The sequence below is a fragment of the Rhizobium sp. CB3060 genome (genome assembly GCF_025200735.1).
Classification (GTDB): Bacteria; Pseudomonadota; Alphaproteobacteria; order Rhizobiales; family Rhizobiaceae; genus Rhizobium.
The window spans coordinates 316,923-335,556 of sequence record NZ_CP104158.1 but is presented as its reverse complement, the minus strand read 5'-3'; the positions used below and the strand labels follow the sequence as shown (position 1 = coordinate 335,556).

The window sequence follows — 18,634 nt, the reverse complement described above, 5'->3', positions numbered from 1 at the left end:
GAGAGGATTTCCCGTTATGCCTATCACACTCACTATACCCGAAGGTTTGCTGTCGAGCGAAGCCGAGGCCCAAACCTTCGCCGAATTGACCGATGTTCTCTTGAAGGTTTCGCAACTCTCGGGCAACGCGTTCATGACCCCGAACGTTGTCGGCACCATCAATGTTCTGCCGCAGGGACGCGTGTTCTCAGGCGGAAAGGCGGCCGCGGCCGCCTTCATAGAGCTGAAACTGCCAGAGATCGCGCTCGCGACGGACGAGGCCAAACAGGCTTTTATCGAGGCGGCCACAACCATAGTCGAACGCGCTTCGAATGGTCGGATATCCCGCGAACATATCTGGACCAACATCGTTTATGCCGCGGAAGGCTCCTGGGGTATCGGCGGCCAAGTCTACGACAATACCCAGCTTGTCAGTGCGATCCAACGAGCGGCCGCGCTGTAAAACGCTTGCCAAGCGATACGGTCAGTTCCCACCCACTCGTAGCCCGTGACCAGAGCGAGTCTCGCTATGCGACTTTCCAATTATCTATTTTTCACGACGCGCTGCGAGCAGGCGCTTAATTTTTACGAGACCTGCGGCCTTGGAAAAATCGTCGAAATCACGCGCTACGGCGTGAATGGAATCCCGACGCCGCCCGGATTTGTCCAGGGCCAGATCATGCACGCGAAGTTCCAAGGTCCCGGCGTACTTTTCTACGCTTCGGACAATGACGATGCCGAGCCGATGCGCGGATCAGCACATCTGCTTGAGTTCGAAGATACGGAGCGGACGAAAGAGTTATTCGCCCGCTTGGCAAAAGGCGGCACGATTACGACACCGCTCGGCAAACAGCCTTGGAGCAATCTCTACGGGAAGCTCACCGATCAGTTCGGCGTACAGTGGATGCTTAATTGCGTTATCTGAGTCGATTTCGTTTCACTAAATTGATCGAGCCTCTGCCTTACAAATCGAACTGATAGGTTTTCGGCACATAGCGGAACCCCTCGGGCTGCTTTTCGACAAAGCCAACGGCGGGGAACGGCATGTGGAAGCCGAGGAAAGGGATGCGGTCGGTGGCGATCATGTCGAAGACACGGCGGCGGGTCTTGGCGGCCTGCGCCTTATCGGCGTCAAAGCGCACCTCCCAATCCGGGCGCCCGAGAGAGAGGAGATAGTGATTGGCCGTATCGCCGGTCAGGACCAGTTGCTTGCCATCCGATTCGAGATGGAAGACGAGATGACCGGGCGTGTGGCCGGGCGCGATCATGGCGGTCATGCCGCTGACGATCTGATCTCCGTCCTTGAGGAAGGTCATTTTCTCGGCAAAAGGCGCGACATTGGCGAGCACAGCCTTGTGACCGCCTTCGGCCGGCGTCCCTTCGCGTGACGTGTCGGTCCAGAATTCATATTCGATTTCGCCCGTGACATAGCGGGCGTTCGGAAAGGCCGGAGCGCCGTCCTCCATCAACCCATTGATGTGGTCGCCGTGCAGATGCGTCAGAGCGACGACGGTCACCTGCTCCGGCGCATAGCCGACAGCCATCAGACCGTCGCGAAAACGGCCCAAGCCGCGGGCGCGGCCGGCGGCGCCGAAGCCGGTGTCGACGACGATCACGTCGGCTCCTGTGTCGATGATAGCTGGCGTATAGCTGTTGAGGAGCTTCTCCGTCGGCAGGAAGTTCTGCGCCAAAAGCTTCCGCACCGTTTCCGGCGACTGGTTCGATCCGAAGGTTTCCCAGGGATTGTCCAGAATGCTTGCGCCATCCTTGACGACGGTGACAGTGCAGGACCCCAGCTTGAACCGATGGGTCTCGGGCGGCAGAACTGCGACGGTCATAATATCATTTTCTCCAATGGGTGTTATCGCCCTCGGCAGCGACACAGCGGATATGACCTTTCATGATCGATAATTTCGCCATGACATATCCGTCCAATTCCGCTAATACACCGAGCGACATTTTATGCGTTTAGCATTTCCATGCGTTTAGCACATGTCAAACTTGGTATCCTATACTGGGCAGCAAGCGGCATCACGAAGACGTGATCCTCGCGAAGCCAAGGGGCGGATTCGGGGATTGGCAGAGGTTGCGCACAGGACTACAGAGCTGGTGCCCGTCTCAGGCGGACCCCCTTCCCCGAAGACACGACCCACTAAGGCATATGCCTATGAACCGCATCGTTCCCCTGATTCTTGCCGTTGCTCTCTTCATGGAACAGATGGACTCCACCGTGATTGCGACCGCGCTGCCGGCCATCGCGGCGGATCTCCATGTTGGTCCGATCACCCTGAAACTGGCGCTGACGTCCTACATGGTATCGCTTGCGGTGTTCATTCCGATCAGCGGCTGGATGGCGGATCGCTTCGGGGCGAAGAACATCTTCCGGCTTGCCATCTGCGTCTTCGTCATCGGCTCGATCATGTGCGCCGCCTCGGGCGGCCTCTGGGAATTCGTCATTGCCCGTTTCCTGCAAGGTCTCGGCGGCTCGATGATGACGCCCGTCGGCCGCCTTGTGCTGGTGCGCACGACGCAGAAAAGCGATTTGGTCTCGGCCATGGCGCTGCTTACCATTCCGGCCCTCGTCGGCCCGCTTGCCGGACCGCCGCTCGGCGGCTTCATCACCACTTACGCCTCCTGGCACTGGATCTTCCTGATCAACGTGCCCGTAAGCGTTCTCGGCGTCATCCTGTCGACGATCTTTCTGCCGGCGGTCGAAGCAACCAAGCCGCCGAAGCTTGATTTCATCGGCTTCGTGCTGACGTCCGTCGCGGCGGCTGGCGTCGTCTTCGGTATGTCGGTCATCAGCCTGCCGGCCCTGCCGCCGTTCATCGGCATCTCAGCCATCGTCATCGGCTTCATCTGCGGCTTCCTTTATGTCGGCCATGCCCGCCGCCACCCGGCGCCCATTCTCGATCTGTCGCTGCTGAAGAATATTACCTTTCGCGCTTCCGTCACCGGCGGCACGCTGTTTCGCATCTGCATCGGCGCCATGCCCTTCCTGACGCCGCTGATGCTGCAGCTCGGCTTCGGCCTCAATCCGTTCCAATCGGGCCTGATCACCTTTGCCGGCGCCATCGGCGCCATTACCACCAAGTTCATCGCCCGCCGCGTCTTCACCGCCATCGGCTTCAAGACGGCACTGCTGTCGGCGGCAGGGGTCACGACGATAACGACGATCTGCACCGGCCTCTTTCAGCCCTGGACGTCGCATCTCATCATCGTCGGCGTGCTCCTGATCGGCGGTTTCTCACGCTCGTTCTTCTTCACCGGCATCAACGCGCTCGCCTATGCCGATATCAGCGACAAGCAGGCGAGCCAGGCCACGTCGATGAGTTCGGTCATGCAGCAGATCAGCCTCGCGCTTGGCGTTGCCGTCGCCGCAATGATCCTGGAAACCTCGACCTACTTCAGCGGTACGGAGCTGCAGGTTCGCGATTTCCATATCGCCTTCTTCTGCATCTCGATCCTGACCGTGGTCGCCACCATTCCCTTCATCCGCATGGACCGCAGCGCCGGCGCCATGGTTTCCGGCCATAAGGCCGGCCTGAAGCGCGTGGCCGCGATGCAGCCGCAGGTACCCCAGCATCGGCAGCCGATGGTGAAGTAGGTCGTTCGGGAAACGCCGGAAGGTTTATTCCGGCCGCTCGCAGACGGCGCTGAGTTTGTTGCCGTCGGGATCGCGCACGTAGGCCGCATAGAAATTGGCATGGAAAGAGCGCAGGCCGGGCTTGCCCTCATCCGTGCCGCCATGGGCAAGGGCTGCCGCATGAAAGGCGTCGACATCGGCGCGGCTTTCAGCGTGCAGAGCCACCATGGAGCCATTGCCGATCGTCGCCTTGCGATGATTATAGGGAACCACCACCCAGAAACGGCAGCGCGTGTCGCCATCGGCGGCATAGCCGATTTCCTCATCCGATTCGCGTTGAAGCCGATAGCCGAGGACCGGCAGAACCGCATCATAGAAGCTGCGTGCACGCGGAATATCGTTGGAGCCGAGAGTGACGTAAAGAAGCATGAATGCGCTGCCTGCAATGCCGATGGAACCGTATCATCGGACAAAAGCGACAGCTAAATCAAGCGCTCGTTGCTTCGTCGTCCGTCTTGCGTCCCTTGAAGCCCTTGGCCAGCAGAAACATCTCCACGGATTCGGCCCTGGATGCGCCCGGCTTTACATGAATGACCTGGCGAAAATTCTGCTTCAGCAGCGTCAGCAGGTCGCGCTCCGTGCCGCCCTGGAAGGTCTTGGCGAGGAAATGCCCGCCTTCACCCAGGACCTCGACGGCAAAATGCGCGGCAACCTCGCAGAGATGCATGGTTCGCAGATGATCGGTGCGCTGATGGCCGGTCGTCGGCGCGGCCATGTCCGAAATCACCAGATCCGGCGTGCCGCCGACGGCATCGATCAGCCGCTGCGGTGCGTCCGGATCGAGGAAGTCGAGCTGCAGGATGGTGACGCCCGGCAACGGCGCCATTTCCAGGAAGTCGATGGCCGCAACGCGGATATCCTCCTCCGTCGATCCCGTCACCTTGGCGGCGATCTGCGACCAGCTTCCCGGCGCGGCGCCGAGATCGATGATGCGGCGTGCGCCCTTGAGGATATGATGCTTCTCGTCGATCTCCAGCAGCTTGAAGGCGGCGCGGGCGCGATAGCCCTCAAGCTGGGCGCGCTGCACATAGGGATCGTTGATGTGCCGTTCCAGCCATTGCCGCGAGGAGGCCTTCAGCTTCTTTTTCTTGACGCGCTGGCCGAGCTTGCGCCCGGTGCGGTTGCCAGCGATCGTTGGCTTGGTCATGCCTGCGGCCCCTTCATATCCTTGGGTCGATGGCCGCGGCGCGAGCGGCCCCGCCGCCATACGCCGTCATCCGCCATCATATCGGTCAGCAGTCCTTCGCGCAGACCGCGATCGGCGACGCGCATGCGCGGGCTCGGCCAGCGGCGGCGGATCGCTTCGAGAATGGCGCAGCCCGCCAAAACGAGATCGGCACGGTCCGGCCCGATGCAGGGATTGGCGGCGCGGCCGGCGAAATCCCAGGAAAGCAGCTTCGATTGCATGGCCGTCACCTCATCGTCGGACAGCCAGACACCATCGACCCGGCGCCGGTCGTAACGCGGCAGATCGAGATGGACGCCGGCAAGCGTCGTCACCGTTCCGGACGTGCCGATCAGATGAAAATCGCCGCTGTCGCGGGCAGCGCCCTGGACCGGCGGGCAGTCGAAACGTTCGAGCATGCCCTCGACCTCGCGCACCATGGTCTCGAACAGTTCCGGCGTGACGTCGCGGCCGCCATGGCGTTCGGAGAGCGTCACGACGCCAACCGGCAGCGAGGTCCAGTGGGTGATGTGATTGGCAAGCCGGCTAGAGCGGTTTTCGCCAATGCGGATGACGGCGATTTCCGAGGAGCCACCCCCAATATCGAACAACACGACCGAGCGCGCCTCGGGGCCGACGAGCGACGAGCAGCCGGAGACGGCAAGCCGCGCCTCGGTCTCGCGGTCGATGATTTCGAGCCGCAGGCCGGTTTCTTCGGTAACGCGGGCGAGGAAAGCTTCGCCGTTCTCCGCCGCGCGGCAGGCCTCGGTGGCGATCAGCCGCATGCGGCGGATATCGCGCGTCTTCAGCTTGCCCGCGCAGATGCGCAAAGCCTCGACGGCCCGGTCCATGGCATCGCTCGACAGCCGGCCGCTGGCGCCAAGCCCTTCGCCGAGACGAACGATGCGGGAAAAGGCGTCGACGACGCGGAACTGGCCAGGCCTCGTCGGCTGGGCGATCAGCAGACGGCAATTATTGGTGCCAAGATCGAGCGCCGCGTAGAGATCGACAGGACGGTAATCGCCATCGGCATGATGATGCGACGCATGGCCGTCACGGCGCTGCGGCGACGCATTCCGGTCGTGATGATCATTGCGGGCAGGCGCGTGTTCAGCGGTGACGGGAGCGGCGGGGGCGACGATCTGCGCCGTCTTTTCGTGCACCAGCGGGCGGCCCTGCAAACCGCGCTTGCTGCGGTGCTTGCGCCTGTTCTTGCCGCTCTTGTGCGACGACGCATGGCCGTGTTCGGCCGCAGCGCGGCGTTCCTGCGCGCCGGAAGCCTGTTGCTGTGTCGGGGAAGTGTGCTGCGCACCATCATGCGCTCCGCCACGGGCACGGCGACGGCGCTTGCGCTTTTTGGCCGGAGAGCCGGCGTCGTTGTCTATTGGGCGTGTCGCCACCGGACTGGACGAGCCGGTCTGGTTGGCCTCCGCAGAATAAGCGTTCGGACGGGCGGGACCGCCACGCTTACGCTTACCACGCCGGGAGGATTTACCCTTCCTGCGCTCTGCTACCGACGCCCCGTTTGCCTGCGGCGCTCTGCCGCTGTCGGGGTCACTCACGTATCTTTTCCACCGCGCCGCGCAAGGCCCCAGGGCATGCTGCAGGCGCTCATTCGATTTTCGTTGGGCGGAGAATATCAGCAGGAAGAGTTTTCGCCAAATTCTTTTTGAATCGCGTTATTTGCGAGGGCTAACCCTTCCTGCTCGTTGGAGAAAGCCTCGATCTCAAGCCGCCAAGCTTTGCCGAACACCATCCGCCAGCGCCTTCATCCGGTCGATCGGCGAATGGCCGATCAGCATGAAGGCGTGGGTGGCGTTCGACCAGTACACGACATTCATGCCGCGGCGGTTTTCCATATCCGGTGCGGAAGCGCCCTTGCTCGAGGGGATGATGCAGAGGGCCATCGGACCGCTTTCGGGATCGAGATAGGCGATCTGCGCCAAAGGCTTGCTGTCATAATTCAAGACTTGGGCGCGCTTGAAATCGACACCCGGCAAGGCAATGGTTTCGGGCGTCAGCGTGAGCCCGAGCTTGGCGCCGACCTCGCTCAATTGCGCGGCCTGTTCCGCCCGATCGCCAGCCGGTGCGCTCAGCGTGTCCGGCGTATAGAGCGACAGATATTCGGCGACGACGGCGCGCCAGTCGCTGCCCTCTTCGGGCTTGGTGAGGCGATGGCTGATGCCGATCGCGGCGCGGTCGATGGCAACGCCCGCGATAAGGCAGGCGGCGATCGCCGACAGGAAGCCACGGCGGCTGACGCCGGAAGCAGCCTTCTTCTGCTCGCTTGTGGAGGGGATAGCGGCGAGCATGGCGTTCAGCCTGGCGCTTGGGGCGGCGGCAAGCACGGGCTCGAATGCCTCACGGAAGGGCAGATCGCTGCGCGACAGGAAATCGAAGCGTTCCGCCACCTGGGCGTCGCTTGCGATCAGTTCTTCTATCCTGTCGCGCTCGGCCGCGCCTAGCTCGCCGTCGATGAAGGCGGTAAGCAGCTCGTCCGAGGGCATTTTTTTGTTGTCCAATTCACTCATTCCCGTTCCCCAGTCGCCCACCCCCGGAAAGCCGCGCGCCATCCGCCGACCCGGCACCATCGGCAAGCTTCGCACGCGCTGCCGCCAGCCGGCTCATCACCGTTCCGATCGGCACATCCAAAACCTCCGCCACCTCGCGATAGGAAAGTCCTTCGACATAGGCGAGGAACACGGCGGTGCGTTGCGCTTCCGGCAGCGCCTGCACCTGTTTCAGCACCTGACCAGCGAGAATATGCGTCTCCGTCTCGCGCGCACCATCAAAGACCAACGTCTCGTCGGCATCGACAAAACCCTGGCCCATGCGCACCCGGCGCGATCGGATCTCGTTCAGCCAGATCGAATGCAAGATCGAAAACAACCACCGATCGAGCCGCGTACCGGCTGCGAACTGACCCGCCCGCTCCAACGCTCTCACGCAGGTCGCCTGCACCAGGTCATCCGCAACATCGCGTTGGTGCGACAGCACCACTGCATAGCGCCAGAGCCGCGTCAGATGCTGTGACAGACCCGCCCTGATATCGTCTTCGCTGGCTATGGCACCCTCCGCGAGGTTCGCGTTTTTGGGAATCGCCGGTCGTACCGGCGGTTCCGATCTTACCCGACTATAAGCAGAAATTGTGGAATGAGCGACTGACACTCGAATATCCCTTTAAATGCTGACTGCTTATGCCGGCCATCTTAGGTCCGACGCCGAAATCAGAGGCTCGACGGATTCTTGATGGCGTCGTTCAGGTCCTGATATTCCTCGCAGGACGTGTTGCCGCAGAGCGTTTTGATCGTGCTCAACTGGTCCTTGGCGAGGTCGATCTGACCCTTGATGACATAGGCTTCGCCGAGATATTCGCGAACCAACGCGTATTTCGGGTCCATTGCGACCGACTTCAGGTAATAGGAAATGCCCTCATCCGTGCGGCCGAGCTTGCGGGTGGCGTAACCGCGATAATTCAATGCCTCCGCCGTGTTCGGATTCTGCATGGTGTCGAGAACTTCCAGCGCTTCTTCATAGCGGTGGTCCTTCTTGGCGAGCGAATAAGCATAATCGGCGCGATTTTCATCGGTGATATTGGCGCCCTGCTGCTTTACGCACTTCTTCGTCTTCTTGTCGTAGATTTCGCCCTTCTTGCAGGTCGGCGTCGAGCTGCTGTCGTCGCCCATCGCGAAAACCGGAACGGTAAAGGCGCCGAGGGTGAGGCAGGCGCCGAGCGCGACGGAGGCCAGGCGGAAAGCGGTAGTCGTCATGGGATTGCTCCTTGGCAAAAATGAACGTTGCGACGGGAGAACACGCCATCCGTTCATTTTATTCGCGAGCGAGAGATATTTTCTGGCGCTTTGCCCTACGACCGGCCGTCACTCTTTCGTGACCGGCGTCCTGCCGAATAATTCCTGATGCTGGCGTGTTTCTACCTGCGTACCCGCCGAGGGTTACAAGGAGAAACAAGTGTCCGATACCGTCAAGCTTGTCAGTCTGGCCGTCGCCACGCCCGACAACATCATCTATCAATCCGAGGCTGCCGAGACCGCCGGCCGCCTGTTTTCCGATCGCTTCCGCGATTTCAAACATCTCGCCCGCGTGTTCGATAGCGCCGGCATCCGCAAACGCTATGCCGCGCGTCCGCTCTCGTGGTTCGAACAATCGCATGGCTGGCAGGACCGCATGGACGCCTATGCCGAGGTCGCAAGCCAGCTCTTCAGGAAGACTGCTACCGATGCGCTGGAACGCGCCGGTTTGAAGGCAGAAGATGTTGATTGCATCGTTACGGTGTCGTCGACGGGCATTACGACGCCAAGCCTGGAGGCGAGACTTGCGGCTGAGATGGGCTTCCGCTCCGATATTGAGCGCGTGCCTGTCTTCGGTCTTGGTTGCGCGGCCGGTGTTTCCGGCCTTGGCATCGCCGCGCGCATGGCGAAAGCCCGCCCAGGGGCTGTCGTGCTCTTCGTTTCCGTCGAACTCTGCTCGCTGGCCTTCCGGCTGGACGAGCTGACGCGACCGAACATCATCGCGACAGCGCTGTTCGGCGATGGCGCCGCCGCCTGTATCCTGCGCGCCGGCAAGGATGGTCTCGCGGAAATCGAATCGACGGGCGAGCACCTCTTTCCCGATACGCTTGGAATCATGGGCTGGAAGATCGACGATACCGGCTTCGGCATCATCCTGGAGCAATCGCTGCCACCCTTTGCCGAAGCGAATATCAAGCCCGCCGTCGCCGGCATTCTCGAACGCGCCGGCCTGGCCATATCCGATGTCGACCGCTTCATCTGCCATCCCGGCGGCACCAAGGTACTGGTGGCACTGGAGACTGCCTTCGGTCTCGAACCCGGCTCGCTCGATATCGAACGCGAGGTGATCGGCGATTATGGCAATATGTCGTCGCCGACCGTGCTCTTCGTACTGGAGCGAGCGATCAATGCCGGCCTGCCGCGGCGTTCGGCTCTCATCGCCATGGGCCCCGGCTTCGCGGCAAGTTGCGTCACGCTGAAGAGGGCCGCCTGATGCTCTGGCCATCGATCGCACTTCTGACCTTCGTCACCCTGCAGCGGCTGGCCGAACTGCTGCACGCCCGGCGCAACACCGCCGCGCTCCTTGCGCGTGGTGCCCGCGAGATTGCGCCGGAACACTATCCCTATATGGTCGCGATGCACGCGGCCTGGCTCGCCGGTCTGTGGCTTCTCGCCGCCGGCCGGCCGGTCAATCTTCTCTGGCTCGCCATCTTCATGGTGCTGCAGGGCTTGCGCGTCTGGGTGCTGGCGACGCTGAAAGGACGCTGGACAACGCGGATCATCGTGCTGCCGGGTGCAGCCTTGGTGGCAAGCGGACCCTATCGCTTCCTCAGCCATCCGAACTATGCGGTGGTCATCGGCGAGATCGCCGTGCTGCCGCTCGCCTTCGGCCTGCCGCTCTACGCCTTGGTCTTTTCGCTGCTCAATGCCGCCATTCTCACCATACGCATTCGCGCCGAAAATACGGCTTTGAGACAGGCCGTGGCTTGATTGCATTTTTCATTTGCGCCGCAGCATTTTGGCAGGCATTTTCGATGCTTGAGCATGGTTTCCGGACGGGATCGTGCGCAACTAAAAGAAGAATGCGGATAGCAGGGAACATGACAAAAGACGCAATCGTGCTCGGCGCGGGCATCGTCGGCATATCGACGGCCATCCACCTTCAGCGGCGCGGGCGGCAGGTCATCCTCGTCGACCGCAAAGCTCCCGGTAAAGAGACCTCTTTCGGCAATGCCGGGCTGATCCAGCGCGAAGGCGTCGTACCCTACGGCTTTCCGCAGCAGTTCGGCCTGCTACTGCGCTATGCCTTCAACAACCGCATCGACGCGCATTACCATCTGCGCGCCCTGCCAGGCCAGATTGCCTTTCTTGCTCGCTATTGGTGGAATTCCAACACCAAGCGGCATGAGATGATCTCACGCGCCTATGCGCCGCTGATCGAGCATTCGATCAGCGAGCACAACGACCTGATAGAAGCATCGCATGCAGAGGAATTGATCCGCAAGAACGGCTGGATGGAGATTTTCCGCACGAACGAGAAACGCGATGCGGAATTCGCCGAGGCCGAACGTCTCAACCGCGAATTCGGCGTCGCTTACGATGCACTGACCGGCGCCGATATCGCAACATTGGAGCCGCATATCAGAGGCAGCTTCTCCGGCGGCCTGCGCTGGCGCGATCCCTGGTCCGTGCTCGATCCGCATGGTCTGATCGCTGCCTACCGCAACTACTTCGAAAGCATTGGCGGGCGTTTCGCGACCGGCGACGCCCTCTCGCTCGGCCGGTCCGGCGCCCACTGGAAGATGGTGACGTCGGAAGGCTCGATCGAGGCCGAGGATGCCGTCGTCGCCCTCGGCCCCTGGGCCGATCTCGTGACGAAGCGTCTCGGCTATGCTTTTCCTTTGGGCGTCAAGCGCGGCTATCACATGCACTACGCCGCCGAGGGTGACGCCATCCTCAACAACTGGACGCTGGATGCCGAGCGCGGCTATTTTCTGGCGCCGATGAGCCGCGGCATCAGGCTGACGACCGGGGCGGAATTTGCGCTGCGCGATGCGCCGAAAACACCGATCCAGCTCGACCGTGCCGAAGCCGTCGCCCGCACCGTCTTCCCGCTCGGCGAGCGACTCGACCCGGAGCCCTGGATGGGCGCCCGCCCTTGCACGCCGGATATGATGCCGATCATCGGCAAGGCGCCGCGCCACAACGGCCTATGGTTCGCCTTCGGCCACGCCCATCATGGACTGACGCTGGGACCCGTCACCGGGCGCGTGCTTGCCGAGCTGATTACCGGAGAAAAACCGTTCATCGACATCTCGGCTTATGCACCAGACCGGTTCGCGCCCTGATATCCTGGATTTAGCGGATCGCGTCGAGACCCTTGAGTGCAGCTTCGACGATGCCGTCGATCGTGTCGTCGATGCCGACGGTAACGACGCCGGGTTCCCCCGTCGGCACTTCCAGCGTTTGTAGCTGGCTTTCCAGCAGCGACGCGGGCATGAAATGGCCCTTGCGCTCGCCCATGCGCTTGGTTAGCAGCTCCTTCGAGCCGTCGAGATAGACGAGATAGAGGTGCCCGCCAGCGGCGGCGCGCAGACGCTCGCGATAAATACGCTTTAGCGCCGAGCAGGTAACGGCGACCCCCTCGCCTTTCGCAAGGCTCGCCGCAATTTCCTGACCGATCCTTTCCAGCCAGGGCCAACGATCCTCATCCGTCAGGGGAATGCCCTTGCTCATCTTCTCGACATTGGCGGCAGGATGCAGCGCGTCGCCTTCGATGAAACGGATGCCGAGCTTGGCCGCGACACCCTCGCCGATCGAGGATTTGCCGCTGCCGCTGACGCCCATGATAATGACGGCAAGGGGGGATTTCGGTACGTCGCTCATAGTGCTTCCAGCCATCAATCCAGCGGAAAGAAACAGGCGAATTTATGCGTGCCGTCGCCGAGCAATTCCGGCGTCACCTGCCGGCACTTGTCCTGCGCACGCCAGCAACGCGGATTGAAGTGACATCCGGTTGGTGGATTGAGGGGAGACGGCAATTCGCCCTGCAGGCGGATGCGGTTCTTCTCGCGCTCGGGATCGGCGATCGGCGTCGCCGACAGCAGCGCGGCGGTATAGGGATGGCGCGGACGGGTAAAGACTTCCTCCGCCGTGCCGGTCTCGACCGGGCGGCCGAGATACATCACCATCACATCGTCGGCGATATGGCGAACGACCGAAAGACCGTGGGAGATGAAGAGATAGGCGAGACCCATCTCCTTCTGCAGGTCCATCAAAAGGTTCAGCACCTGGGCCTGGATCGACAGGTCGAGCGCGGAGACAGGCTCGTCCAGCACCAGCACCTTCGGCCGCAGCATCAATGCGCGGGCGATGGCGATGCGCTGGCGCTGGCCGCCGGAGAACATGTGCGGATAGCGGTCGTAATGTTCCGGGCGCAGACCGACGCGCGCCATCATCTCCTCGGCCTTGCGGCGGCGCGTGGCGGCATCATCATCGGTGTTGATCTTCAGCGGCTCCTCGAGGATGGAGCCAACCTTCTGGCGCGGATTGAGCGAGCCGTAAGGATTCTGGAAGACGATCTGCACGGCGCTGCGCAGGCTGCTGTCGCCAAGCTTAGCCGGCTTACCATCGATCAGCAATTCGCCCGCCGTCGGGTCTTCGATCATCGTCACCAGGCGGGCGAGCGTCGACTTGCCGCAACCGGATTCACCGACGACGGCGAGCGTGCGGCCGGACTGCAGGCTGAAGCTGACGCCGTTCAACGCCTTGACGGTCGCCTCCGGTTTGAAGGCGCCGCGCCTGACGGTGTAAAAACGGGCGAGATCACGCCCTTCGAGAACAGCACCCGTCATCAACGGCCTCCTGCTGCTTGCGTGGCGGCAACGCCGGGATGGCCTAGCGGCTTGCCGTGTTCCAATGGATAGTTGCAGAGTGCCACGCCGAGCTCCGCGCCCTGCCGCTTTACGCCGCGGTCGCAGGCCGGCGTTGCAAACGAGCAGCGTGGCGCGAAAAGACAGCCGGTGGGGCGGTCATGCTGGCCGGGCACGACGCCGGCAATCGACGGCAGGCGCTCGCCGACCACGGCACGCTCCGGCAGAGCCGAGAGAAGTGCGGCCGTATAGGGATGATGCGGATCGCGGAACAATGCCTTGACCGGCTGCTCCTCGACCTTCTGGCCGGCATATTGCACCTGCACGCGCTCGGCAGTTTCGGCCACCACGCCCATATCGTGGGTGATCAGCACTAGCGCCATGCCCTGTTCTTTCTGCAGGCGCGCGAGAAGATCGAGGATCTGTGCCTGGATGGTCACGTCGAGCGCGGTGGTCGGCTCGTCGGCAATCAGAAGCTTCGGATTGCAGGCGAGCGCCATGGCGATCATGACGCGCTGGCTCATACCACCGGACATCTGGTGCGGGTAGTTCGACAAGCGGTCCGCGGGCGCCGGGATACCGACCAGATTCAAGAGCTCGATCGAGCGCTCACGACGCGCCTTGCGGTCGAGACCCATGTGGATGCGCAGGGTCTCGCCGAGCTGGAAGCCGACCGTGAAGCACGGATTGAGGCTCGACATCGGCTCCTGGAAGATCATCGCCATGTCCTTGCCGATGATCTTCCGGCGCTGGCGGGACGAGATGCCGCGCAGGTCTTTGCCGTCGAATGTCATGCGATCGGCGGTAATCTTCGCCGTCCAAGGCAGAAGCCCCATCATGGCGAGCATGGACACCGACTTGCCGGAGCCGGATTCGCCGACAATCGAGAGGATTTCACCCTTGTCGCAGGTGAGCGATACGCCGTCCACTGCCCGGAACAGGCCCGACGCGGTCTGAAATTCAACGGTGAGATTTTCAATATCGAGAAGCGGCATCACGACCTCTTCAGCTTCGGGTCGAAGGCATCGCGCAGGCCGTCACCCATCAGATTGATGGCGAGAACCGTGATCAGGATGCACAGACCGGGAAAAGTGACGAGCCATGGGTTGCTCTGGAAGAATTCACGCGAATCCGCGAGCATCGTGCCCCATTCTGGTGTCGGCGGCTGCGCGCCCTGGCCGAGAAAGCCGAGGGCGGCGGCATCGAGAATTGCGGCCGAAAAGGCGAGCGTCGCCTGCACGATGAGCGGCCCCAGACAGTTCGGCAGGATGGTCTTGAACATCAGGCGAAGCGGGCCGGCGCCGGAGACGCGCGAGGCGATGACATATTCCTTGTCACGCTCGGCAAGCACCGAGGCACGTGTCAGGCGGACGAAATGCGGCTGGTTGACGATGGAGATCGCGATCATGGCGTTGGTCAGGCCAGGCCCCAGGATCGCCACCAGTACCAAGGCGAGCAGCAGCGAGGGAATGGCAAGGATGATATCCATGATGCGCATGATGATCGTATCGGTGCGGCCACGAACATAGCCGGCAACGAGGCCGATCAGGATGCCGGCGAGCGCCGAAAGCGAGGCAACCACCAGACCGATGAACAGCGAAAACCGCGTGCCGTAGATCAGGCGCGAGAGAAGGTCGCGACCATTGGCATCCGTGCCGAGGAGAAAGCTGCCATTGCCGCCTTCGGCCCAGGCGGGCGGCAGGCGCTGCATGGCGCTGCCATAGGCGGCATCCGGATTATGCGGGGCGACGACGCCGGCGAAGATCGCCAGGAACAGGACGAAGACGAAGATCGCCAGCCCGATGACGGCGCCCTTGTTGCGCGAGAAATAGTACCAGAACTCCGCAAGAGCGGAGGGGCGGTCGGATTTGAGACTTACCGTGCTCATGGGCCGCTCCTAGTGACGAATGCGTGGATTGATGAAGCCGTAGAGCAGGTCGACGGCGAGATTGACGAGCATAACAATGCCCGCGATCAGCAGCAGACCGCCCTGCACCACAGGATAATCGCGCTTGAAGACGGCGTCGATCATCCACTTGCCGATGCCCGGCCAGGAAAAGATGCTTTCCGTCAGGATGGCACCGCCGAGCAGCACGCCGACCTGCAGGCCGATGGTAGTGACGACCGGGATCATGGCGTTGCGCAGGGCATGCACGGAGACGACGCGCAGCGGCGCGAGGCCCTTGGAGCGCGCGGTGCGAACATAATCCTCGCCCAGAACTTCGAGCATGGCCGAGCGCGTTTGCCGCGCGATGACGGCGAGCGGAATGGTGCCGAGCACGATGGTCGGCAGGATCAGCGAATTCAGAGCAGACCAGAAGGCGCCCTTTTGACCGGACAGGAGGCTGTCGATCAGCATGAAGCCGGTGATCGGCTTGAAGAAATAGATGAGCCCAATGCGGCCCGAAACCGGCGTCCAATGCAGATAGCCGTTGAAGACGATGATCAGCAGCAGGCCCCACCAGAAGATCGGCATGGAATAGCCGACAAGGGCGACGCCCATCACGCTCTGATCGAACCACGTGCCGCGCTTGACGGCGGCGAAGACGCCGGCCGGAATGCCAAGACAGATCGCAAGGATCATGGCGCAGATCGACAGTTCCAGCGTTGCCGGGAAGAAGGTCAGGAAGTCGGTCAGCACATCGCGCTTGGTGGTGATCGAAGTGCCGAGATCACCGTGCAAGGCACTCCAGATATAATGGCCGTATTGCATGACCAGCGGCTGGTCATAGCCGAGATCATGGGAGATCTGGGCGTGACGCTCCGGCGACATGACGCGCTCGCCTGACAACAGCATGACGGGATCGCCGGGAAGCAGGCGGATGAAAGAAAAGGCGACGATCGATACGCCGAGGAATGTCGGGATCAGCACTGCAAGGCGGCTGAAAAGAAATCGCAACATGGCAGATGTCCAAAGTTTTCCGGCGGTCAAGCATGTTGCCTGACCGCCGGTTTCACCCGGCTTTCGACCGGGTATTTCAGAGCGTGTCCGTTATTCGGCGATATCAACGCCATCGAAGCGGTGAACGCCGACCGGATCCTGCACGTAGCCTGAAACCTTGGAGCTCATCGGAATGAACTCTTCGGAATGGTCGATGGTCATCCACGGAGCTTCGCGCTTGAAGACGACCTGCGCCTGTTCGTAGAGCTTGGTGCGCTCCTTGACGTCGGCAGTCTGCTTGGCCTTCTTCACGAGATCGTCGAATTCCTTGTTGCACCACTGGGCACGGTTGTTACCGCCGACTGCATCGCAGCCGAGCAGCGTGTCCAGGAAGTTGTCCGGATCGCCGTTGTCGCCGGTCCAGCCGAGGATGGCCGCGCCATCGCGGTCCTTGGCGGAGGAGAGCTTCAGGTACTGAGCCCAGTCATAGGTGACGATCTCGACCTTGACGCCGATCTTGCCGAGGTCAGCCTGCATCAGCTCGGCAGCGCGGCGAGCATTCAGCATGTAAGGACGCGAAACCGGCATCGCCCAGATTTTCATGCTGAGGTTCTTGACCCCAGCCTTTTCGAGCATCTTCTTGGCTTCTTCGGGGTTGTACGGATCGTCCTTGATGTCCTTGTTGTAGGACCACATGGTCGGCGGGATCGGGTTGGTGGCGACCGAGCCGGAACCCTGGAAGACGGCGTCGACGATCGCCCGCTTGTCGACGGCCATGTTCAGCGCCTTGCGCACTTCGGCCTTATCGAAGGGAGCGACCAGCGTGTTGTAGGCGAGATAGGAGACGTTCAGGCCCGGCTGTTCGAGAACCTTCAGGCTCTTGTCTGTCTGGAGATCCTTGATGTCGGCGGCGTTCGGATAAGGCATGATCTGGCATTCGCCGGACTTCAGCTTCTGCGCGCGAACCGATGCGTCCGGCGTGATCGCAAAGACGAGATCGTCGATCTTTTCCTTGCCCTTGAAGTAGGTTTCATTCGCCTTGTAGCGGATGACGGCATCAGGCTGATAGGCGACGAAGGTGAACGGACCAGTGCCGAGCGGCTGCTGGTTCATCTGTTCCATCTTCTTGTCGGCCTGCAGCTTGTCGCCGTATTCCTTCGACAGGACCGATGCGAAGTCCATGGCGAGGTCGGCGATGAACGGCGCTTCCGGACGGTTCAGGACGAACTTGACCGTGAGGTCATCAACCTTCTCGATCGACTTGATGAGCTTCGGGAAGCCCATGCCCGCAGCGTATTCATAGGAACCGCCGGCGACGTACTTGGCCCACGGGCTGTCTTCCTTGAGCTGACGCTCGAACGAGAAGACGACGTCGTCGGCATTGAGATCGCGCGTCGGGGTGAAGAAATCAGTGGTCTGGAACTTCACGCCCTTGCGGAGCTTGAAGGTGTATTCCTTACCGTCAGGGGAAACAGTCCAGCTTTCGGCGAGGCCCGGCTCAACCTCGGTGCTGCCGTGCTTGAACTCGACGAGGCGGCTGTAGACCGTACGCGAAGAGGCATCGAAGGTGGTGCCGGCGGTATAAATCCCCGGATCGAAACCTTCCGGCGACCCTTCCGAGCAATAGACAAGCGTTTTGGACCAGGCGGACGTCGCCATAACCGAAGTCAGGGCTGTCACTGCCAGCAGGACAGAGATCTTTTTCATGATATCGTTTCCCAGGTTTGTTATTCTTTTGAAGCCGTGGATCCCCATAGGTTCCTATCCGGATCGCGCCGATGGAACGCTATTTAATGTATGAAAGCAACACGCTCCGCCTAAAATTTTTCCAAATTTTGGAGTTTGGAAATTTTAAGCTAAAAATGGTCTGGGATTGGTAATAATCTGACGAAATCGCGCCCCTTTTTGACGCAATCTGGATAATTTTGCGCTTGCCTCTTCGAAAAATATTAAGATTGGCAGCGAATTCCCCGACCCTACAAACGAAAAATCCGCGGACACCTCAAGGCGACCGCGGATTGAAGAATTGCGCAAATTCAGGCGTCAGGCGGCCGGCGCCGCGATCGCCGGCTTCTTGGCGATCGCCCTGTGATCGTTCTCGGTCAGACCGAGCAGGAAATTGATCTGCGGACGGGCCTTGACGAGATCGTCGATGGAATATTCCGTCAGCACGTCGAAGAAGGCATTGAGTGCCTTGCGCAGCGCCGAATTCAGGCCGCAGCTATCGACCAGCGGGCACTCCACGACACCTTCCTCAAAGCATTCCGCCATCGCGAAACTATCTTCGGTCACCTTGACAACGTCGAACAGGCTGATGTTGGCCGCCGGCTTGCCGAGACGCACGCCGCCATTGCGGCCACGCACCGTTTCGACCAGACCAGCCTTGGTGAGCGGCTGCAAAATCTTGAACAAAAACAGCTCGGAAACACCATAGGCCTTTGCGATTTCCGGGATACGGCTCAAGTTGCCTTCATTGGCGGCGCAATACATGAGCATGCGCACTGCGTAGTTGGTCTGCTTGGTCAAGCGCATGCCGATCTCCTGGAATCAAGGCCGTATGGG

Annotated in this window: 20 protein-coding genes; 6 read left to right on the top strand and 14 right to left on the bottom strand. The window is 61.3% G+C overall.

What is annotated here, in order from left to right; translation table 11 throughout:
• Positions 1-16 precede the first annotated feature (16 nt).
• Positions 17-442, top strand: coding sequence for a tautomerase family protein (locus N2601_RS01625; RefSeq protein WP_104822083.1), 426 nt, complete (start codon positions 17-19; stop codon positions 440-442).
• A 66-nt stretch (positions 443-508) separates the two neighbouring features.
• A complete protein-coding gene (locus tag N2601_RS01620; RefSeq protein WP_104822082.1) occupies positions 509-904 on the top strand; it encodes a VOC family protein in 396 nt (131 codons plus the stop codon).
• 37 nt (positions 905-941) lie between these two features.
• Here the strand turns inward: N2601_RS01620 and N2601_RS01615 are convergent, their stop codons facing one another.
• Complete coding sequence (locus tag N2601_RS01615) at positions 942-1,817, bottom strand: MBL fold metallo-hydrolase (protein WP_104822081.1); 876 nt, start codon at positions 1,815-1,817, stop codon at positions 942-944.
• A 329-nt stretch (positions 1,818-2,146) separates the two neighbouring features.
• Here N2601_RS01615 and N2601_RS01610 point away from each other — a divergent pair, with 329 nt between their 5' ends.
• The gene (locus N2601_RS01610) at positions 2,147-3,586 is read left to right on the top strand and encodes an MFS transporter (RefSeq protein WP_260303359.1); all 1,440 of its coding nucleotides are present in this window, start codon (positions 2,147-2,149) and stop codon (positions 3,584-3,586) included.
• Positions 3,587-3,610: 24 nt separating this feature from the next.
• Here N2601_RS01610 and N2601_RS01605 read toward each other — a convergent pair whose 3' ends face one another.
• The 6 genes from N2601_RS01605 to N2601_RS01580 all read right to left on the bottom strand — a co-directional run bounded on the left by N2601_RS01605 (position 3,611) and on the right by N2601_RS01580 (position 8,560).
• Positions 3,611-3,994: a VOC family protein gene (locus tag N2601_RS01605; RefSeq protein WP_104822079.1), complete on the bottom strand. Its 384-nt coding sequence runs from the start codon at positions 3,992-3,994 to the stop codon at positions 3,611-3,613.
• Positions 3,995-4,052: 58 nt separating this feature from the next.
• On the bottom strand, positions 4,053-4,772 hold the full coding sequence (locus N2601_RS01600) for an RlmE family RNA methyltransferase (RefSeq protein ID WP_104822078.1): 720 nt from the start codon (positions 4,770-4,772) through the stop codon (positions 4,053-4,055).
• A complete protein-coding gene (locus tag N2601_RS01595) occupies positions 4,769-6,352 on the bottom strand; it encodes a Ppx/GppA phosphatase family protein (RefSeq protein WP_104822077.1) in 1,584 nt (527 codons plus the stop codon). Before N2601_RS01595 ends, N2601_RS01600 begins: the two co-directional genes overlap by 4 nt.
• 165 nt (positions 6,353-6,517) lie before the next feature.
• Positions 6,518-7,297 (bottom strand): anti-sigma factor family protein, encoded by a 780-nt coding sequence (locus N2601_RS01590; RefSeq protein ID WP_104824991.1) that lies wholly within the window; start codon positions 7,295-7,297, stop codon positions 6,518-6,520.
• 16 nt (positions 7,298-7,313) lie between these two features.
• A complete protein-coding gene (locus N2601_RS01585; protein ID WP_104822076.1) occupies positions 7,314-7,958 on the bottom strand; it encodes an RNA polymerase sigma factor in 645 nt (214 codons plus the stop codon).
• Positions 7,959-8,017: 59 nt separating this feature from the next.
• Positions 8,018-8,560 carry a tetratricopeptide repeat protein gene (locus tag N2601_RS01580; protein WP_104822075.1) on the bottom strand — a complete coding sequence of 181 codons (543 nt, stop codon included), beginning with the start codon at positions 8,558-8,560 and terminating at the stop codon, positions 8,018-8,020.
• Between the two features lie 199 nt (positions 8,561-8,759).
• Between N2601_RS01580 and N2601_RS01575 the strand changes: the two genes are divergently transcribed.
• The 3 genes from N2601_RS01575 (at position 8,760) to N2601_RS01565 (ending at position 11,667) form a co-directional block, all read left to right on the top strand.
• A complete protein-coding gene (locus N2601_RS01575; protein WP_104822074.1) occupies positions 8,760-9,812 on the top strand; it encodes a type III polyketide synthase in 1,053 nt (350 codons plus the stop codon).
• Complete coding sequence (locus N2601_RS01570) at positions 9,812-10,309, top strand: isoprenylcysteine carboxyl methyltransferase family protein (protein WP_104822073.1); 498 nt, start codon at positions 9,812-9,814, stop codon at positions 10,307-10,309. Before N2601_RS01575 ends, N2601_RS01570 begins: the two co-directional genes overlap by 1 nt.
• Before the next feature lie 110 nt (positions 10,310-10,419).
• On the top strand, positions 10,420-11,667 hold the full coding sequence (locus tag N2601_RS01565; protein ID WP_104822072.1) for an NAD(P)/FAD-dependent oxidoreductase: 1,248 nt from the start codon (positions 10,420-10,422) through the stop codon (positions 11,665-11,667).
• Between the two features lie 10 nt (positions 11,668-11,677).
• On the opposite strand, the gene N2601_RS01560 is transcribed toward N2601_RS01565, so the two are convergent.
• The 7 genes from N2601_RS01560 to rirA all read right to left on the bottom strand — a co-directional run bounded on the left by N2601_RS01560 (position 11,678) and on the right by rirA (position 18,604).
• A complete protein-coding gene (locus tag N2601_RS01560; RefSeq protein WP_104822071.1) occupies positions 11,678-12,205 on the bottom strand; it encodes a gluconokinase in 528 nt (175 codons plus the stop codon).
• Between the two features lie 14 nt (positions 12,206-12,219).
• A complete protein-coding gene (locus N2601_RS01555; protein WP_104822070.1) occupies positions 12,220-13,173 on the bottom strand; it encodes a peptide ABC transporter ATP-binding protein in 954 nt (317 codons plus the stop codon).
• A complete protein-coding gene (locus N2601_RS01550; protein ID WP_104822069.1) occupies positions 13,173-14,186 on the bottom strand; it encodes an ABC transporter ATP-binding protein in 1,014 nt (337 codons plus the stop codon). Before N2601_RS01550 ends, N2601_RS01555 begins: the two co-directional genes overlap by 1 nt.
• The gene (locus tag N2601_RS01545) at positions 14,186-15,079 is read right to left on the bottom strand and encodes an ABC transporter permease subunit (RefSeq protein WP_104822068.1); all 894 of its coding nucleotides are present in this window, start codon (positions 15,077-15,079) and stop codon (positions 14,186-14,188) included. Before N2601_RS01545 ends, N2601_RS01550 begins: the two co-directional genes overlap by 1 nt.
• Positions 15,080-15,088: 9 nt before the next feature.
• The gene (locus N2601_RS01540; protein WP_104822067.1) at positions 15,089-16,093 is read right to left on the bottom strand and encodes an ABC transporter permease subunit; all 1,005 of its coding nucleotides are present in this window, start codon (positions 16,091-16,093) and stop codon (positions 15,089-15,091) included.
• 90 nt (positions 16,094-16,183) lie between these two features.
• The gene (locus N2601_RS01535) at positions 16,184-17,779 is read right to left on the bottom strand and encodes an ABC transporter substrate-binding protein (RefSeq protein ID WP_104824990.1); all 1,596 of its coding nucleotides are present in this window, start codon (positions 17,777-17,779) and stop codon (positions 16,184-16,186) included.
• 336 nt (positions 17,780-18,115) lie between these two features.
• Positions 18,116-18,604, bottom strand: coding sequence for an iron-responsive transcriptional regulator RirA (gene rirA, locus N2601_RS01530; RefSeq protein ID WP_104822066.1), 489 nt, complete (start codon positions 18,602-18,604; stop codon positions 18,116-18,118).
• Positions 18,605-18,634: the final 30 nt, after the last annotated feature.

Coding starts and splice junctions, on each gene's coding strand:
- N2601_RS01625 (WP_104822083.1), top strand. CDS start 17: ATGCCTATCACACTCACTATACCCGAAGGTTTGCTGTCGAGCGAAGCC.
- N2601_RS01620 (WP_104822082.1), top strand. CDS start 509: ATGCGACTTTCCAATTATCTATTTTTCACGACGCGCTGCGAGCAGGCG.
- N2601_RS01615 (WP_104822081.1), bottom strand. CDS start 1,817: ATGACCGTCGCAGTTCTGCCGCCCGAGACCCATCGGTTCAAGCTGGGG.
- N2601_RS01610 (WP_260303359.1), top strand. CDS start 2,147: ATGAACCGCATCGTTCCCCTGATTCTTGCCGTTGCTCTCTTCATGGAA.
- N2601_RS01605 (WP_104822079.1), bottom strand. CDS start 3,994: ATGCTTCTTTACGTCACTCTCGGCTCCAACGATATTCCGCGTGCACGC.
- N2601_RS01600 (WP_104822078.1), bottom strand. CDS start 4,772: ATGACCAAGCCAACGATCGCTGGCAACCGCACCGGGCGCAAGCTCGGC.
- N2601_RS01590 (WP_104824991.1), bottom strand. CDS start 7,297: ATGCCCTCGGACGAGCTGCTTACCGCCTTCATCGACGGCGAGCTAGGC.
- N2601_RS01580 (WP_104822075.1), bottom strand. CDS start 8,560: ATGACGACTACCGCTTTCCGCCTGGCCTCCGTCGCGCTCGGCGCCTGC.
- N2601_RS01570 (WP_104822073.1), top strand. CDS start 9,812: ATGCTCTGGCCATCGATCGCACTTCTGACCTTCGTCACCCTGCAGCGG.
- N2601_RS01565 (WP_104822072.1), top strand. CDS start 10,420: ATGACAAAAGACGCAATCGTGCTCGGCGCGGGCATCGTCGGCATATCG.
- N2601_RS01560 (WP_104822071.1), bottom strand. CDS start 12,205: ATGAGCGACGTACCGAAATCCCCCCTTGCCGTCATTATCATGGGCGTC.
- N2601_RS01555 (WP_104822070.1), bottom strand. CDS start 13,173: ATGACGGGTGCTGTTCTCGAAGGGCGTGATCTCGCCCGTTTTTACACC.
- N2601_RS01550 (WP_104822069.1), bottom strand. CDS start 14,186: ATGCCGCTTCTCGATATTGAAAATCTCACCGTTGAATTTCAGACCGCG.
- N2601_RS01545 (WP_104822068.1), bottom strand. CDS start 15,079: ATGAGCACGGTAAGTCTCAAATCCGACCGCCCCTCCGCTCTTGCGGAG.
- N2601_RS01540 (WP_104822067.1), bottom strand. CDS start 16,093: ATGTTGCGATTTCTTTTCAGCCGCCTTGCAGTGCTGATCCCGACATTC.
- N2601_RS01535 (WP_104824990.1), bottom strand. CDS start 17,779: ATGAAAAAGATCTCTGTCCTGCTGGCAGTGACAGCCCTGACTTCGGTT.
- rirA (WP_104822066.1), bottom strand. CDS start 18,604: ATGCGCTTGACCAAGCAGACCAACTACGCAGTGCGCATGCTCATGTAT.